Source organism: Calothrix sp. UHCC 0171 (assembly GCF_034931845.1).
Classification (GTDB): Bacteria; Cyanobacteriota; Cyanobacteriia; order Cyanobacteriales; family Nostocaceae; genus Brunnivagina.
The window spans coordinates 68,064-84,260 of record NZ_JAYGHN010000001.1 but is presented as its reverse complement, the minus strand read 5'-3'; the positions used below and the strand labels follow the sequence as shown (position 1 = coordinate 84,260).

Here is a 16,197-nt window from a genome sequence, read left to right as displayed (position 1 = left end):
AAGATAATATGGTAATACAAATGTTATTAAATATTGTGCAAAAAGATGGGCGGAATAAGCTACCTTCTTATTTTAAAAATCAGTTTTTGAGAAATCATTATTTTAATCAATCATGCTCTATATCAAGTGATGGTTTTACACTAATAGAAATGTTAGCGGTGGTAATAATTATTGGTATTCTTTCAGCTATCACTGCCCCAAGCTGGTTAGCTTTCACAAATCGGCAACGTGTCAAGAAAGTAAACGATGTTGTTTTTGGTGCAATACAAGAGGCTCAGAGAGAAGCAAAAAAAACAAAGCTTAGATATAATGTTAGTTTTAAGCTTGATAGTAATATACCCAAATTTGCAATCTATCCTGACTCTATTCCATTATCTAATATTACGAACTGGAAAAATTTAGGAAATGAAGTAGGAGTAAACTCAACACAAGTATGGATCGGTACTAATATAAATGGGAAAAATATAACTACTACTTTAAATAGAATTGATAATAATGAAAAAACAATATCTTTTGACTACAATGGTAGTTTACCGATTGGTGCAGATACACCATTGAAAGTTGTTGTTGCAGTACCAATAACAGGAAATCCAACACAACGAAGTAATGTAAAATACTGTACTATAGTTGAAACTCTGTTGGGTGGAATAAGAACAGCCCAGGACAACAGTTCGACAGACCAAAATTGTAACTAGTAATTTTCATAGAAAAATAATTTAAAAAATCAGTCATAATACTGAACTTAAAACTAGCATCTAAGATTCAAAATTGAATTATTAGGTGCTTTTTTTGTACCCAAAAATAACAATGAATACTTTAAATATCGACTTTACCATCGCAATCCCTACTTATAACGGTTCTGCACGTTTACCAGAACTATTGGAACGACTAAAAAAACAAATAAACACCGACAACTTATCCTGGGAAATTATTGTTATTGATAATAACAGCACAGATAATACAGCCGAAGTTGTCAAAAGTTACCAAGCTAATTGGCGTTTTCCCTATGCATTGAAATATTGTTTTGAAGCAGAACAGGGTGCGGCATATGCTCGCAAACGTGCTATCAAAGAAGCAAAAGGTGAAATTATTGGGTTTCTGGATGATGATAATTACCCCGAACCTGATTGGGTTGCTCAAGCTTATATTTTTGGCAAACAAAATCCTCAAATCGGTGCTTATGCCAGTCAAATTCATCCGGCTTGGGAAGTTGAACCACCTACGAATTTTCAGCGAATTACACCATTTTTAGCAATTACAGAACGTGGTGATATACCGCTTTTATATGATAAAAATAAAAAACTATTACCTCCATCTGCCGGTTTAGTGATTCGTAAACAAGCTTGGATAAATAGTGTTCCCGAAAAACCCATTTTAACTGGTAGAGCAAATGGCAATATGCTCACTGGTGAAGATACGGAAATGCTATCTTATATTCAAAAATCAGGATGGGAAATTTGGTACAATCCAAAAATGGAAATTTATCACCAAATACCAAAATGGCGCTTGAGTAAAGATTACTTGATTCCATTCTTTCGTGGTATTGGGTTGAGCCGCTATATTACAAGAATGGTCGATATTCAACCTTGGGCAAGACCATTTTTTAGTATTATTTACATAATTAATGACTTACGTAAAATAGTATTTCATTTAATTAAACATCGCTTTTCCGTGAAAAAAGAATTAGTTGCTGCCTGTGAACTGCAATTATTTATTAGTAGTTTGATTAGTCCTTTTTATCTATGGAGAAATGGCTATCTCAAATCAGAGGATAGGAGCCAGTCTTCAGGGTATCAATAGATAGGTCAAGAATATTTCAAAATTGGATTAGAGACGATTTATAAAGTAAAGATTAAGGATAGTCGCGTAGGGAGAAACCCGGTTTCTCATCAAAAAGTCAGATAATGCTCGATAATTAAATCCAAGAAACCGGGTTTCTTTGGTCTTAAGGTTTACTTTATACAGAACCTCTGATTTCGCAAATAGCATATCAGTTATTGCCATCTCCTAAATTTTTAATTAGGCGCATTTACCCAAAATAATTTATCCAATGCATTTACCATTCTCATCATGTTGAAAAATAATAATAATTCTTCTAATAGCGGTTTCACGTTAATAGAAACTTTGGTCGTGGTTTCAATAATTGGAATTTTAGCAGCGATCGCATCTCCGTCTTGGCTCCAGTTTATCAACACTCGTCGCCTCAATGCAGCCCAAGACCAAGCATATCAAGCAATACGCCAAGCACAAAGTCAGGCAAAAAAGACCAAACTTACTTGGCAAGCAAGCTTTCGCAAACAGAATAATCTCGTTCAATGGGCTGTTCATCCCATCAATCAAACAGTCTCTGAGGTATTTTGGAATAATCTCGACTCAGGTGTTGACATTGATATTGCTGAGACAACTTTGGAAAAAAATAAAGCTAATGCTAATGTTTACCAAGTTCAATTTGATTATCAAGGTCATGTTATCCCCCAACTGGGAAGAATTACTTTAAAACCATTTAGTGATTCTACAACATTAGCTAGTGCAGAAATACCAAAACGTTGCGTTATCATCTCCACAATTTTAGGCGCAATCCGCACTAGTAAAAACCGCGATAAACCGGATGCAAATGGCAGGTACTGCTATTAACAAAAATTCTGAGATAACATCTGCTATCTTGCCAGATTCTCAACAAAACCTATTTTTCACTCAGATGTAATAAATAAGATACTATACTTAAGCGAACCTAAGCGATCGCATTCCATCATCTCGTGCAAAAGCCAGCTAGATTATCTCAACAACATCTAATTGTATTTACTCGCTATCCAGAACCACACCGAGCAAAAACTCGGATGATACCGCTTCTTGGTGCGGAAGGCGCAGCTAATCTACAACGCCAAATGACAGAACACACCTTATCTACAGTTAAAAAATTACAAGTATTAGAAAAAATATCAGTAGAAATTCGGTTTACTGGCGGTAATTTACAACTAATGCAAGCTTGGTTGGGTGAGACTTTACTTGGTGAAAAATTAGATCAGAAATTAGATAATAACTTAATCTATCAGCCCCAAGGAGAAGGCGATTTGGGTACGAGAATGGCGCGATCGCTCTCTGATTCTTTCTGTTTGGGTGCAAAAAAAACTATTATCATTGGTACAGATTGTCCGGCGATCGACCCCCAACTTCTACAAACAGCTTTTGCATATCTCGATAACTCTGATCTAGTTTTGGGACCTGCCCTCGATGGTGGCTATTATTTAATCGGTTTGCGAGATTCTATTCCAGATATATTTTCCCAATTATTTCAAAATATCGATTGGGGAACTTCGCAAGTATTTCCACAGACAGTAGGTATTGCCCAAAAGCTCAAATTATCAATCACTTATCTGCGATCGCTAGCTGATATTGATCGACCCGAAGATTTGGAGATTTGGAATGCACAAAGAATGGCAAGTGAAAGTAAGGATAGAGGGAAGCCAAGACACGGAGAAGAATAGAAAAATGGAAAAATTTCCACAAAATTTTCACCTCTCGCCCTCTCCCATTCCTGAATCCTAAGTACCAGTGTATTTAAGAACTGAGTATTTTCTGAGGACAGGCTCAATAGCAGATGTTACCGTGGTGTAGTTTCGAGTAAAAAGGTCAAAATTTACTACTATCGAAAAATCTATTGCCCCAACTGTAAAGAACAGATCGAGTTACGGGAACAATATTCCAGTAACTTGAAATATGGCAATAACTTGTACTGCCCAACAACAGAAAAATTATGAATAACAGTTTTGCAGCAACGACAGCTTCCCGCACTCTCAAGATTGTCGGAATTATCCTGATTTTGTCCTTCGCGGTCGATTTTTTGCTTTTGCTATTTCCCTTCCAACCTACAGATAAGGAATGGCAGATTAACTTGGCAACCGCATTAGTTGACCGAGGAATCGTTCCACTGGTGGGTTTAGGAATGCTATTTGCGGGATATTGGGCAGATAGCTTTAATAGCGATGGATTTGGTGGTTTTGACTTAAGAATGCCTGCTCTCGTAATATCCAGCCTTTTAGGTTTGATGTTTTTGCTCATTTTTCCTTTGCATTTGAATAATATTCGTCAAGCGAGCAATCAAACTATTGAGCAAATCAGTAAACGCGCAGAACAAGCTGAAACACAACTCGATAGTCAATTATCCCAAGTAAAAGCTCAACTTGGAAATGAACAAGTTAAAGCGGAACTTGAAAAACAAAAGAATCAAGTTAAAACTCAATTTACAGAACTGCTTAAGGATGAGCAAAAATACAAGCAAGCGTTAGAAAATCCAAACCTGCCAGCGCAGCAAAAAGAATTACTTAAGAAATTTAAGGCGAATCCCCAGGAACTTGATAAATTTATTGCTCAACAAAGTAATCCTGAACAATTAGCAGAGCAGCAAAAGCGCCAAATTCGTGAACAAAAGGAAGAAGCTGAAAAACAAGCCAAAGACCGCGCTTGGAAGTCTGGTTTGCGGATTGGGATCAGCAGTTTGTTGTTATCGATTGGTTACATTATCATCGGCTGGACTGGCTTAAGAAGTATGGGTTTCGGACAAGGTAGCACACGTAAAGTTGCCGCACGCTAATACTTCGCCAATTTGGTCATACCCAAAAATAAATGTTCCGAATCTAATCAATTTTGCCTTCTCAGGGGTGCAGGAGATTGCGCCCCGTCAGGTTTCTTCCTCAATGGCAATATTTCAAAATTATCTCAAAATTATAAAAATATTTATTATTATTGTTGCTTTACCTAAACTTTACCCCAGTCAAAGTAGTATTTGATACTATAAGTTAAATATTATCTGAGTATAAAATGATATCAATTTACATATTGACTTATAACGAAGAACTAGATATTGCTGCTTGTATCGAATCTGCAAGTTTATCTGATGACATTATTGTTGTGGATTCCTGTAGCAGCGATCGCACAGTGGAAATTGCCAGTCGTTACCCAGTTCGCGTTGTTAAACATGCATTTGAAAGCCACGGTCGCCAGCGCACTTGGATGCTGGAAAATATTGCCCCTAAATATGAATGGGTTTATATACTGGAAGCTGATGAGCGCATGACTCCAGAATTGTTTGCTGAGTGCATTACCGCCAGTCAACAATCTGACTTTATTGGTTACTATATTGCCGAACGAGTCATGTTTATGAATAAGTGGATTCGCAGAAGCACCCAGTATCCACGCTATCAAATGCGATTATTTCGACATGGTAAAGTTTGGTTTAGCGATTACGGACATACGGAACGGGAAGTTTGCGATGGCGCAACCAGCTTTTTAAAGGAAACTTACCCGCATTATACTTCTGGTAAAGGTTTAAGCCGTTGGATTGATAAGCACAATCGTTACTCTACAGACGAAGCCAAGGAGACAGTTTATCAACTGGAAAATGGCAGCGTCAAATGGCAAGATTTAATCTTTGGACAGTCAGAAGTAGAACGTCGTCGCGCCCTGAAAGATTTATCATTACGTTTACCAGCCAGACCAATAGTACGATTTATTTACATGTATTTTCTTTTGGGTGGTTGTTGGGATGGACGCGCAGGCTTTGCTTGGTGTACTTTACAGGCTTTTTACGAATATTTGATTTTACTCAAAGTTTGGGAAATCCAGCACATGCCTCAAACTAGTGTGGATGTGAAAATATTGGAAGGAGTGGGAAGTCGGGAATATTAAATTGAGAATATTAAGTCGAGAATGGTTTTTGCCCAGTTCCAATTGACGGGATGCCAATAATTTTATCCCTAAAAAGTTTCTTTGGCGGGTTCCTGGACTCAGGCAGTGCCGATGAAAAAATTTCATCGCCAAGCATGAAAGACCGACACGGAGAAACGGAGACGCGGAGAATACAAATGACGAATGACTCTTTCAAGCTAGAGGGAGAACAGACTCAATAGCCTATGCCTAACCCAAATATTTTTCATATAAATTAATACTTAGCGGAGAATTCTGAGAAGTAGCTGGTGTAATTTCCCACAATCATAATTTCTCAACATTGATTCAAGTTTGATAAAGCCTTGTTTTAGTAAGCTTCAGCAGGTTTTGCTCTGGTGAGGTAGTATTAGTATTATCATTAAAAGACTTGCAACAATCTTTTACAAGTCTGAAACAATCAGCAATTAAAAGCAGAGTGCTGGTTGCTGTCTGCATCTTATTATCTTATTGCCATTTGTTTTGAGGTGTATTTACTGGACTTAACATAGCTTAATATCTAGCTGACTGGCTGAATGTTTAGCGTATTTTCTTTTTTTGGCAGCCAGAGCTTTTATTTCCACAAAAATCTTTTCATTGCACAACCAACTCAACTACATAGAGTCTAGAGAGTTGCCGGGTAGGGAATACCTTCCCACCCACCTTCAAAGGTACAAATGAAAAAATGAAAAGCACGATAGATGATTAACTGGTGAGGGATTAAAGTAATTGTGATGTAATTACTTCAATTGCATATAATCACATACTCAAGTTGCCATTTTATTAAATGCTAGGGCTGAAATTTCTGTTTGATAGTGAAACTCACTCCTCTAAGGGGTATCGCTATCAGCAGAATCCGAATATGGGATGTTATAGTTGACAAATTTGCTTATATGGGTAATAAGAAAAATTCTACTAGCTCAATTGAGGAGAGTCAGGGTTTGGTAATCGATCGCTTGAAGCAGGACTTAAAAAATGACCTGATTGCTGGATTATTGGTTGTGATTCCACTGGCAACAACAATTTGGCTGACGATTACTATTGCTAATTGGGTAATTAATTTTCTCACCCAAGTCCCTAAACAGCTTAATCCTTTTGATGGATTACATCCTATTTTGGTAAACATACTTAACCTCTTAGTTGGTTTAGCTGTACCATTAGTGAGTATTCTGGCAATTGGCTTAATGGCTCGGAATATTGCGGGGCGGTGGTTACTAGATTTTGGCGAGAAATTTTTACAAGCGATTCCTCTAGCCGGACAGGTTTATAAAACCCTGAAACAGTTATTGGAAACGATTTTAAAAGATTCCAATGGTAAATTTCGCCGAGTCATTTTAATCGAATATCCTCGACGCGGAATTTGGGCGATCGCATTTGTTACTGGTGTTATTAGCAACGATATTCAATCACAAATGTCGCGTCCAATGCTGAGTGTATTTATCCCCACAACTCCTAACCCAACCACCGGATGGTATGCAGTTATTCCTGAAGATGAAGTTATTAACCTGTCAATATCAATCGAAGATGCCTTCAAAATAGTAGTTTCTGGCGGTATTGTTGCCCCAAATTCGCAATTACCACAGCTTGTTATGGCTAAAGAACGTAAAGTTGAAATCCCCCTAGCCGAAATTCAGCTTACCGAAACCAAGCGAAAAACAATCCCCGTGGAAGAAACTTAGAATAATTTCCGCAAAATCACGACCAATCGAATTATTATTAATTGTCTAACTCTACTATGTTTCCGGCTACACAGTCTCCTCCTAAACAAACTTACTTACCCCTATGCAAGAACGTAAACCCCGTCAAATTGCCCGTGAATTGGCGTTGTTGAGTCTGAGCCAATTGCCAACAAACCCCAAAAAATTAACTGAAGAACAATTACCGAAACTAGTCCTCGCAGCCGTTCGTACCCTTCGTTCCGAAGTTCAAGACACCCTCGACAATGCAGCTGGCGAATTGCAGCGCAGTAACGATCGCCTATTAACTAGCGAAACCCGTGCCAGTGACTTAGGTACAGCCCGCAACATGCTCAAAGAAGCTGTAACCTACACCCAAGCCGCAATCAACAAATTAGGAGCAGCAATTGAATTTCCCGAATTAATTCAACTTGCTAACCAAGATAAAGAAGTTGCCCACTATGCGATCGCAATCGTCCGTACCGTAAATGAGAATCAAACCCTCATTGATGCAGAAATTTCTCAAGCCTTAATTGATTGGCAAGTAAACCGTCTCGCCCAAATCGATCGCGATATTTTACGCATCGCTGTCACCGAAATGCGATTTATGGGATTAGATCCCCGAATGGCAATCAACGAAGCCGTAGAACTTGCCAAACGCTACAGTGAAACCGATGGACACCGTTTTATCAATGGGGTTTTAAGGCGAGTTACCGAACAAAAACAACCCGTGAAATCTAGTTAATTCGTTGGTAATGTGGAAATAAAGAATTCAGAATTTAGAATTCAGAGTTTAGAATTTAGACTTTAGAATCAACATTTGCTGTATTCTGGCTTCTGACAACTATATTCTGACTTCTGACGACTGTATTCTTTCTTGATAATCAACAACTAATACTGCTAGCTGCAATGGTTTTTAATTGGTTTCGCCGTCAATATAACGAATCTTCCGAACAGCCTTCGACTGGGAAAGAACCAGAAACTTCTTCACCCCAAGAATCCCCAACCCAAGAATCCGAAGTTAAATCAACCGAAGCAGAAACGCCTGCTGAATCAACACCTAATGTTTCGGCATCGGATACTGTTGATATGTTGGCATTTGCTAAAGCTGCCTATAAAAATATTCAGCAAAAACAGCAAACAGACAGTGTTGAAGATAAGCCATTATTAGAAGAGAAAATTTCTGAAGAAGTTGCTGCCATCACGGAAACAGTCGAAACGCGATCGCCTGAAGTTCAAGATGAAAATATTCAAGATGAGAACATTAATGAACCAACAGCAGCAGTTACAATAGCAACGGAAATCGAGACTCCGAAAACCGAAATCATCACAACTCAAGTTGCTGAAAATATTCCTGAAGTTAATATTTCCGAAACAAAGATTTCTGAAACGAATATTTCCGAAACAAACACTTCCGAGACATTAACACCAGCAACTTCATCCTTCCTAGAACGGGCAGCAGCTGAACGCGAAATCAAACAAGAACGTTTCATTGCCAGTGCGATCGAATTTCCCGAACTGGAAATGCAACCCGGTGTTGCCTACAATACAGCTACAACACCGACAGCCCCAGAAACACAACCAGAAAACAATATTGAAACCACAACAGAAATCCCGGACTTGAATTTCGATGAAGGGTTTATGTGGTCTACGGAAGTGCTGGCAGCCCAGGGTCGTCGCCCTGAAGATATTTCCATTGAGGAAATTAACTGGCTGAAAAAATTACGCCAGGGTTTAGATAAAACTCGTCGCAATCTCCTTAACCAACTCAAATCAATTGTTGGACAGGGACCACTTAACCAAGCGGCAGTAATGGAAATTGAGGCATTATTACTGCAAGCTGACGTAGGCGTTGAAGCCACAGATTTTATTATTGATACCTTACAACAGAAACTACGAGAAGAAGTATTACCTCCCGACGCTGCGATCGCATATCTGAAGCAAATCCTTCGGAATATGCTCGATACACCCATCCAAAAATCGCAAAAATCAGTTTTCGCACCGGAAAAAGAAACCCTGAATATTTGGTTGATGACGGGTGTCAACGGAGCAGGAAAAACAACTACAATCGGCAAACTTGCCCACTTATCCCAAAAATCTGGCTATAAAACCCTGATTGGAGCCGCCGATACTTTCCGCGCTGCCGCAGTCGAACAAGTGAAAGTATGGGGAAGCCGCAGTGGTGTAGAAGTAGTATCCAATCCTGGCAAAAATACTGACCCCGCAGCCGTAGTTTTTGATGCAATAAACGCGGCAACATCCCGTAATATCGAACTACTATTAGTAGATACGGCAGGGCGTTTACAAAATAAGAAAAATTTGATGGATGAACTCAGCAAAATCCGTCGAATTATCGATAAAAATGCTCCAAACGCCAAAGTAGAATCACTATTGGTTCTCGATGCCACCTTAGGGCAAAATGGCTTGCGGCAAGCTGAAGTTTTTTCCCAAGCAGCCCAATTAAGCGGAGTAGTCCTCACCAAACTTGATGGAACAGCCAAAGGTGGTGTTGCCCTTGCAGTTGTCAAACAACTTGGTTTACCAATTCGTTTTATCGGTGCTGGCGAAGGGATTGAAGACTTACGTCCTTTTTCCAGCTATGAATTTGTTGAAGCATTATTAAGTGGCTAGCAGTCAGGATGTGCGAATCAGGATGTAGTAGTCTGTCAGGGTTGAAATAAGGGACTGTAGTGTGAGCGTCTCGCTCACCCGGACAAGATGTCCCAGAGTTTCCCGTGAAGAATATCTCCCCGGAAACTCCTCTTTGCACTACCAAAAAATCCCCCAAAACAAAATTGACAGACTAGTAGTTCACCAAAGTAACTTTGCAGGGACAAAAATCTCCATGTCTTTGCGTCTCCGTCTCTCCTAGTCAATCTCAACCCGTTAATTCTGGGTTGGCAAACCACTAGTTTGCCACAATCAATCAGCAGAATAAATTCATTAATGTTGATTCTGATTATTATTTCACAACTAATTAATTGAATATTTCAAAGTTTCTGGTATTATCTTTCTGAAATCTCTGATACGCACAACCAGCTTGAGGCGTAGCCAATCGGATTAGCGATCGCGATAAATCTAGCTTTATCTGCTAGAATTTCACATTAAATAGCCAAACACATACATAATATCCACAAATATTCATCCGCCAAATATCAATAATTCTGGCAAAATCACTTAATATCTCTAAAAATAGTCCCCATAAACCCCTAACCTGTAATCCCTAAAACATCTTTGAGCAAAAGCTAGTTATCAAACCCTAATAAATATGGCAATAAATCAGCAGCTTGATTTTGAATTTATTTTCCCTCCCAGGTATATGATATGTGAAACAGAAATTGTGCAACAGACATTGTGCAAATATATAAGACACCCTAGTTACATATTCGCAAATACTATATATTCAGGAATTGTGGTTGGGTACAAATAACTAAATTTGCTGCCGATAATTATTAAGAAATTAAATCCGAAAATGAAAGACTTATAAAATTTTTACACTACGTCTTTATACCCTTGCTAAAATCACAAACTTTGTCCAATATGGTTTAGCAATAATAGGTAAAATCACACCCCAATTAAGCTAAATTAAAGTCCTACTTACAATCCTGCAATATTTAATTAAATAAATTAAAACAACGCCTGTGCCTCAACCACCCTCCCAACCTACTGATAGTAATAACAGTGCCACTACGGATGTCACCCCCGTCGTCGCGCTGAAAGAACTTGTGGCAAGGCTACATCGTGAACAAAATAAAATTCAAGACTTACTCAGTTCGTTGGGATTTGCACTGAGAAGTTTTAACAATTTGAATCAGTTTCTCGAATTAATACCGTTGATGGCAACAAGAGTAACTGACGCTGACGGCAGTGCTTTATTTCTCTACAAACCTAATGGGCAAGTACGATTAGAACAGTTGCACTGGCAAGATAGTCGTCAACGTAAAGATATTCGTAAAGCACTGGAAACAGCCAGTAGTCAAATTGCATTGCTATCCAATACTGTGCCATTAACGACAACTACAACAGGGATGCTGGATGACCAAATGCATCGCTGCTTAGGTCCAGATGTGCAGATTTTCGGCACAGCAATATTAGTAAAGCATAATGAACGTGGATGGCTATATGTTTTGAGCCGCGACCCCGATTATACTTGGACAGAAACACGGCAGAAGTTAGTCCGCTTGGTTGCAGATCAAACCGCAGTTGCCATTGAAAACGACGAATTAGCAGTTGAACTGCGAAAAAAAGAACGTCTTGATCAAGAATTAGAAATTGGTGCGGAAATTCAAAGGCGACTTTTACCACGTCAATGTCCGATAATTCCTGGTGTTGCTCTAGCTGCACGTTGTAAACCAGCTAACCGAGTTGGCGGTGATTATTATGATTTTATTCCTACCAATCACGACCAAATTCAACCCAGTGGTAAAAATGCGATCGCCTCTGAAGAAATCGGTCGTTGGGGCTTGGTTGTCGGGGATGTCATGGGAAAAGGTGTCCCGGCTGGCTTAATTATGACAATGATGCGGGGGATGTTGCGGGGTGAAGTTTTACATGGTCATCCACCACGACGAATTTTACAGAATTTGAATCGCGTTATGTATGCAGACTTGGAAAATTCCAACCGTTTTGTGACGTTGTTCTATTCTGAATTTGACCCCGATACCAAAATTTTATCCTATAGCAATGCTGCACATAATCCTCCGTTATGGTGGCACGCTGCGACAAAAACAGTTACCCGCTTAGATACTTTAGGAATGCTGATTGGTTTGGATGCCAACAGTCAATATGAAGATGGACAAGCCTTATTAGAATCAGGAGATGTTGTCATTTATTATACTGACGGCATGACGGATGCGGCATCTGCAAGTGGCGATCGCTTTGATGAAGAGAATCTTATTGAGGCACTGAACATTGCTTGTCGCATTTATCGTGACCCTCAAGAAATACTTGATTATATGTTTAATAAGGTACAGGATTTCATCGGTGGTGAGAAGCAAAACACTGATGATATGACGTTAGTTGTGTTGCAAGTCAAGTAATAATTAGTGAGTCTCACAAGCAAACCCTAAGTATAATTAACAAGCTTCGGATGAGGTGTTGATTCAACTGACCATGTCTTTACCAGCCTAAAAACCAATTGGGTTCAGCATAGCCGCCACAATCTGAATACCTGCGGTATTATCTGCGATCGCCTCATCACGTCTCTTTCACAAAATCACTCTTGATGGGAGAATATTAAAGATATGTTACGTAACTCTCTGGTTGCTCCCAGCCCAAGGAATAAAACGAATGTGGAAAAGAATTGGATTAATTTTTCTATTAGTTTTTAGCTTAAATTTTAGCTATTCTAATATGGCAGTGGCGGCTGGACTCAAAAGTTTTGCAGATACAGATGATGGCTACGAGTTTACATACCCAACTGGTTGGGTACAGGTTAAAGTTGCTAATGGTCCCGATGTCGTATTCCACGATATTATTGAGCCATCAGAAAACGTATCTGTGGTGATTAGCCCAGTTCCCGGAGGAAAAACCCTATCTGAGCTAGGAACACCTGGAGAAGTAGGGTATAAATTAGGAAAAAATGCCCTTGCTCCTGAAGGTTCGGGGCGGGAAGCTGAATTAGTCGATGCCGCCGAAAGGGAATTGAATGGCAAAAAATATTACAAATTTGAATATTTAATTAAGCTTCCCAATAATAAACAACGTCACAATTTAGCCAGTGTTACCGTTAGTCGTGGTAAATTGTTTACTCTCAATGCTTCTGTCACAGAGAAACGTTGGTCAAAAGTCAAACGCATGATTGAAGAGTCAATTGACTCATTTCAAGTTTATTAAAATTGCTTAGTTCTGAATTCCAATTTTTTTCTTAGTTTCGCCTTTTCCTTCTTCTCAACATGGGTATTCCAGAATTTGTCCTAGCATCCGCTTCCCCAGCACGTAAGCGACTATTGCAATCTATTGGTATCGAACCAACTATTTGTGTCAGTAATTTTGATGAATCTCAAGTTAAATCTCGTGATCCAGTATTATTAGTACAAGTGCTAGCACAACGTAAGGCTGAGAGAGTTACGCCGAAGTTTAATTCCGCTTTGGTGATGGGCTGTGATTCAGTATTGGCTGTGAATGGTGAAATTCATGGCAAACCAGCAAATATAGAAGAAGCAATTTTACGCTGGCAAGAAATGCGTGGGAATATTGGTGATTTGCTCACAGGACATGTGTTAATTGACACTACTCAAAAAAGGATGTTAGTTAGATGCCAAATCACCAAAGTTCACTTTGCGAATGTTAGCGATGAGCAAATTCAGGCTTATGCAGCCACCGGAGAACCGCTCAATTGTGCCGGTGCTTTTGCTTTGGAAGGTAAGGGAAGCGTGTTTGTCGAGAAAATCGACGGTTGTCATAGTAATGTGATTGGCTTGAGTTTACCTTTGCTGCGGCATATGCTGGCTGATTTAGGGTACGGAGTGACTGATTTTTGGAATTCAGGTAATGGTTAATGGTTGGGACTCAATAACCAATACCCAATACCTGTTAACTATTTACCACCATAGAAAAAAGCGATTTCTTTTTCTTTGAGAGTGGCAAAGCCAGCATCAGCAAGCATTTGATCAAGTTCAGCTTGGGGAATATGTTTTGCTCCGATTCGCACAATACGCGATCGCATGGTATTGGAGACACCGCTACGCTGACGATTGGCTTCCAGTGCCATCACATTACTGTATAAATCCAGTTTCGCTTGAGGAATCGGAGTCCCATCAAAATCAATCCCCCGTGCGATCGCTTCATCAATTGCATCAGCACCCTTGGTTGTAGCTTGGTTTGTTTCAGCAGACATGGTTTTTTTGTATCATCTTCAACCTTGAATTTTACCAATGTTGTGCCAATAATTGAGACATATCATCTCTGGGGAATTATATTGATGTTCGCCTCATCACTTACAATTAAAATTTCTCCACGTCACCGCGTCTCAGTATCTCCGAGTCAATCTCAACCCGTCAATTCTGGGTTGGCAAACCACTAGCTCTCTGTGTCTGTTTATATCGTCATGATTTCGGCGATTCCTTCTTTCCCCTTCCCCTCACCCACAAACCTGTTGGCATCTGGATAAATTCCAGAATAAGATATCAATGACATCCTCAAGGTGTATTGATAAGGTGGTGCCATGTCCAATCCAGATGCTCCAGATATAGAAAATCGTTCTCTGGAGCAAGCTCTAACCAATAAAATTATTGATGACTATTTTGATAGCTCAGAAAGTTGGTTGCGGGCAATTCTACGGATGTGTTTCTTCTCATTAGGACACTTAGATGAGCTACCAGTATTTGTCGTAGAATGTCCAAATCAGGCTGTTGCCAAGCGTTTAAGTCGTAAGACCTATCCATTTCGTGGTATTTTATATTACCTGACAGATAATTTTAGCGCTGGTAGTCGATCGCTCTTTTGCTATCGCGATGTCAAACAGGGAGTTTGGTACTGTTACGACACTAGCACTAATTCTTGGACTGCGGTGAAGAATTTGGAGGCACCTACTGCCTCCGCAGATGGGTAAAATACTTCTCGTAGATTTTGAGGGTTTTGTGAGCAATTGAGTCCCAATTGTATTGATTTGCTAGTTGCAGATTATTTTCGCCCATTGCCGACAGTTGCTCGTGATTGGCTACTGCTGCTTGCAGGGATTTTAATAAACCCTCTTCATCGTTGGAGTCGTAGAGGAAAGAGACAGAATTATCCAATATATCTGCAAAAAAGCCTACGGATGGAGCAATACAGGCTTTCCCAAATGACATGGCTAAAAGTGCTACTCCTGATGTTGTAAATACCTTGTAGGGGATAATAACGCAGTCGCAGGCATTGAAATAAATTTGCACTTGCTCATCGGCAATTTCTGCGGGGAAAAATAAAATATTGGGAGATTCACGAATACGATGATTAATTAATTCTTCTAGATTCTCTTCACATGGTTTCCCAGCAATTAACAAAGTGATATTATTGTGATTTTCATTTAGCTGTTGGAAACAATCTATAGTTTCTAAAATTCCTTTGTAGCGATAAATATATCCGAAAATTAGAAATACAATATTTTCTGCTGATATACCTAGTTGATGTCGGCAATCTAAGCGCTCAGTTTCGTTTTTATAATAGTTGATGTAATTCCCATGGGGAACAACATGGACTTTGGATTTATTAGTGAGCAAAAACTTGGATTCAACTTCTTTTTTGGTGCGATCGCAATGTGTAATAATTCCATCTAAACAATAACCTAAAATTAGTCCCTGTAATCGATTAAAGTTATTTGTTGTATCAACTTTGTTCGACCATTCATGTACTGTCCAAATCAGTTTAATTCCCTGAATTTTCAGGATTAATGATTGATAGATAAATAAAACTATTTTGAGAATAATACTAATTTTAGTATTCGCATTTTTAGGGAGAATGAAGGGATGTAAGGTCTGAAAATGTAAAATATCGAAATTTTTTTTGAGATTCGGTAATATCTTTTTCAAAAATAAAGGCGGCTCTGATGACTTCCAAACACAATCTTCTACCTTTATTCCCAAATTATTTAAATGCTTTTTTAATAATGTTTTATAAGGATTGTCTTCCCAATCCCATAAAAAAACGACTTGTAAAGAATTCTTGATTCTATGTTTCAACATATTAGATAAACCCAGCACCAGATTCAGCTAATAGAGTTAACTTAATTAATCATTGAATCATAGGTTATGTATAAAGAAAACCTTAAGACCAAAGAAACCCAGTTTCTTGAATTTAAGTATCGAGCATCATCTGATTGTTTGGTGAGAAACCGGGTTTCTCC

Annotated in this window: 17 protein-coding genes; 14 read left to right on the top strand and 3 right to left on the bottom strand. The window is 39.0% G+C overall.

All coding sequences use genetic code 11. The features are described 5' to 3' along the window. Window positions 1-20 precede the first annotated feature (20 nt). From VB733_RS00310 to VB733_RS00250, 13 genes are all read left to right on the top strand, one after another. A complete protein-coding gene (locus tag VB733_RS00310; protein WP_323338126.1) occupies window positions 21-695 on the top strand; it encodes a type II secretion system protein in 675 nt (224 codons plus the stop codon). 112 nt (window positions 696-807) lie between these two features. Then, window positions 808-1,800 carry a hormogonium polysaccharide biosynthesis glycosyltransferase HpsE gene (gene hpsE, locus VB733_RS00305; RefSeq protein WP_323338125.1) on the top strand — a complete coding sequence of 331 codons (993 nt, stop codon included), beginning with the start codon at window positions 808-810 and terminating at the stop codon, window positions 1,798-1,800. A gap of 270 nt (window positions 1,801-2,070) precedes the next feature. Then, window positions 2,071-2,634, top strand: a complete 564-nt coding sequence (locus VB733_RS00300; protein WP_323338124.1) for a type II secretion system protein — start codon at window positions 2,071-2,073, stop codon at window positions 2,632-2,634. A 122-nt stretch (window positions 2,635-2,756) separates the two neighbouring features. Then, entirely contained in the window at window positions 2,757-3,485 is a 729-nt protein-coding gene (locus VB733_RS00295; protein ID WP_323338123.1) for a TIGR04282 family arsenosugar biosynthesis glycosyltransferase, read from the top strand. A gap of 269 nt (window positions 3,486-3,754) precedes the next feature. Further along, on the top strand, window positions 3,755-4,591 hold the full coding sequence (locus tag VB733_RS00290) for an HpsJ family protein (RefSeq protein WP_323338122.1): 837 nt from the start codon (window positions 3,755-3,757) through the stop codon (window positions 4,589-4,591). A 227-nt stretch (window positions 4,592-4,818) separates the two neighbouring features. Next, a complete protein-coding gene (locus VB733_RS00285) occupies window positions 4,819-5,685 on the top strand; it encodes a glycosyltransferase family 2 protein (protein ID WP_323338121.1) in 867 nt (288 codons plus the stop codon). Window positions 5,686-6,593: 908 nt separating this feature from the next. Beyond that, window positions 6,594-7,379 carry a DUF502 domain-containing protein gene (locus VB733_RS00280; protein WP_323338120.1) on the top strand — a complete coding sequence of 262 codons (786 nt, stop codon included), beginning with the start codon at window positions 6,594-6,596 and terminating at the stop codon, window positions 7,377-7,379. 103 nt (window positions 7,380-7,482) lie between these two features. Beyond that, complete coding sequence (gene nusB / locus VB733_RS00275) at window positions 7,483-8,121, top strand: transcription antitermination factor NusB (RefSeq protein WP_323338119.1); 639 nt, start codon at window positions 7,483-7,485, stop codon at window positions 8,119-8,121. Window positions 8,122-8,285: 164 nt separating this feature from the next. Next, window positions 8,286-10,007: a signal recognition particle-docking protein FtsY gene (gene ftsY, locus VB733_RS00270; RefSeq protein WP_323338118.1), complete on the top strand. Its 1,722-nt coding sequence runs from the start codon at window positions 8,286-8,288 to the stop codon at window positions 10,005-10,007. A gap of 61 nt (window positions 10,008-10,068) precedes the next feature. Further along, window positions 10,069-10,248 (top strand): hypothetical protein, encoded by a 180-nt coding sequence (locus VB733_RS00265; RefSeq protein WP_323338117.1) that lies wholly within the window; start codon window positions 10,069-10,071, stop codon window positions 10,246-10,248. Window positions 10,249-11,017: 769 nt separating this feature from the next. Next, complete coding sequence (locus VB733_RS00260) at window positions 11,018-12,415, top strand: PP2C family protein-serine/threonine phosphatase (RefSeq protein ID WP_323338116.1); 1,398 nt, start codon at window positions 11,018-11,020, stop codon at window positions 12,413-12,415. A 250-nt stretch (window positions 12,416-12,665) separates the two neighbouring features. Beyond that, entirely contained in the window at window positions 12,666-13,211 is a 546-nt protein-coding gene (gene psbP / locus VB733_RS00255) for a photosystem II reaction center PsbP (protein WP_323338115.1), read from the top strand. A 59-nt stretch (window positions 13,212-13,270) separates the two neighbouring features. Beyond that, on the top strand, window positions 13,271-13,876 hold the full coding sequence (locus tag VB733_RS00250) for a nucleoside triphosphate pyrophosphatase (protein WP_323338114.1): 606 nt from the start codon (window positions 13,271-13,273) through the stop codon (window positions 13,874-13,876). Window positions 13,877-13,914: 38 nt separating this feature from the next. Here the strand turns inward: VB733_RS00250 and VB733_RS00245 are convergent, their stop codons facing one another. Both VB733_RS00245 and VB733_RS00240 read right to left on the bottom strand, forming a co-directional pair. Next, window positions 13,915-14,214: a DUF4090 family protein gene (locus tag VB733_RS00245; RefSeq protein ID WP_323338113.1), complete on the bottom strand. Its 300-nt coding sequence runs from the start codon at window positions 14,212-14,214 to the stop codon at window positions 13,915-13,917. Window positions 14,215-14,414: 200 nt separating this feature from the next. Next, window positions 14,415-14,543 (bottom strand): hypothetical protein, encoded by a 129-nt coding sequence (locus tag VB733_RS00240; RefSeq protein ID WP_323338112.1) that lies wholly within the window; start codon window positions 14,541-14,543, stop codon window positions 14,415-14,417. On the opposite strand from VB733_RS00240, the gene VB733_RS00235 reads away from it, so the two are divergent. Beyond that, window positions 14,542-14,928, top strand: a complete 387-nt coding sequence (locus VB733_RS00235; RefSeq protein WP_096614947.1) for a hypothetical protein — start codon at window positions 14,542-14,544, stop codon at window positions 14,926-14,928. The genes VB733_RS00240 and VB733_RS00235 overlap by 2 nt on opposite strands. On the opposite strand, the gene VB733_RS00230 is transcribed toward VB733_RS00235, so the two are convergent. Then, on the bottom strand, window positions 14,906-16,036 hold the full coding sequence (locus tag VB733_RS00230; protein WP_323338111.1) for a glycosyltransferase family 4 protein: 1,131 nt from the start codon (window positions 16,034-16,036) through the stop codon (window positions 14,906-14,908). The two genes, VB733_RS00235 and VB733_RS00230, sit on opposite strands and share 23 nt — an antisense overlap. Between the last annotated feature and the right edge of the window lie 161 nt (window positions 16,037-16,197).

What these genes read in the sequence shown, in the direction of transcription:
- VB733_RS00310 (WP_323338126.1), top strand. Translation starts at nt 21, where the DNA reads ATGTTATTAAATATTGTGCAAAAAGATGGGCGGAATAAGCTACCTTCT.
- hpsE (WP_323338125.1), top strand. Translation starts at nt 808, where the DNA reads ATGAATACTTTAAATATCGACTTTACCATCGCAATCCCTACTTATAAC.
- VB733_RS00300 (WP_323338124.1), top strand. Translation starts at nt 2,071, where the DNA reads ATGTTGAAAAATAATAATAATTCTTCTAATAGCGGTTTCACGTTAATA.
- VB733_RS00290 (WP_323338122.1), top strand. Translation starts at nt 3,755, where the DNA reads ATGAATAACAGTTTTGCAGCAACGACAGCTTCCCGCACTCTCAAGATT.
- VB733_RS00285 (WP_323338121.1), top strand. Translation starts at nt 4,819, where the DNA reads ATGATATCAATTTACATATTGACTTATAACGAAGAACTAGATATTGCT.
- VB733_RS00280 (WP_323338120.1), top strand. Translation starts at nt 6,594, where the DNA reads ATGGGTAATAAGAAAAATTCTACTAGCTCAATTGAGGAGAGTCAGGGT.
- nusB (WP_323338119.1), top strand. Translation starts at nt 7,483, where the DNA reads ATGCAAGAACGTAAACCCCGTCAAATTGCCCGTGAATTGGCGTTGTTG.
- ftsY (WP_323338118.1), top strand. Translation starts at nt 8,286, where the DNA reads ATGGTTTTTAATTGGTTTCGCCGTCAATATAACGAATCTTCCGAACAG.
- psbP (WP_323338115.1), top strand. Translation starts at nt 12,666, where the DNA reads ATGTGGAAAAGAATTGGATTAATTTTTCTATTAGTTTTTAGCTTAAAT.
- VB733_RS00250 (WP_323338114.1), top strand. Translation starts at nt 13,271, where the DNA reads ATGGGTATTCCAGAATTTGTCCTAGCATCCGCTTCCCCAGCACGTAAG.
- VB733_RS00245 (WP_323338113.1), bottom strand. Translation starts at nt 14,214, where the DNA reads ATGTCTGCTGAAACAAACCAAGCTACAACCAAGGGTGCTGATGCAATT.
- VB733_RS00235 (WP_096614947.1), top strand. Translation starts at nt 14,542, where the DNA reads ATGTCCAATCCAGATGCTCCAGATATAGAAAATCGTTCTCTGGAGCAA.
- VB733_RS00240 (WP_323338112.1), bottom strand. Translation starts at nt 14,543, where the DNA reads ATGGCACCACCTTATCAATACACCTTGAGGATGTCATTGATATCTTAT.
- VB733_RS00230 (WP_323338111.1), bottom strand. Translation starts at nt 16,036, where the DNA reads ATGTTGAAACATAGAATCAAGAATTCTTTACAAGTCGTTTTTTTATGG.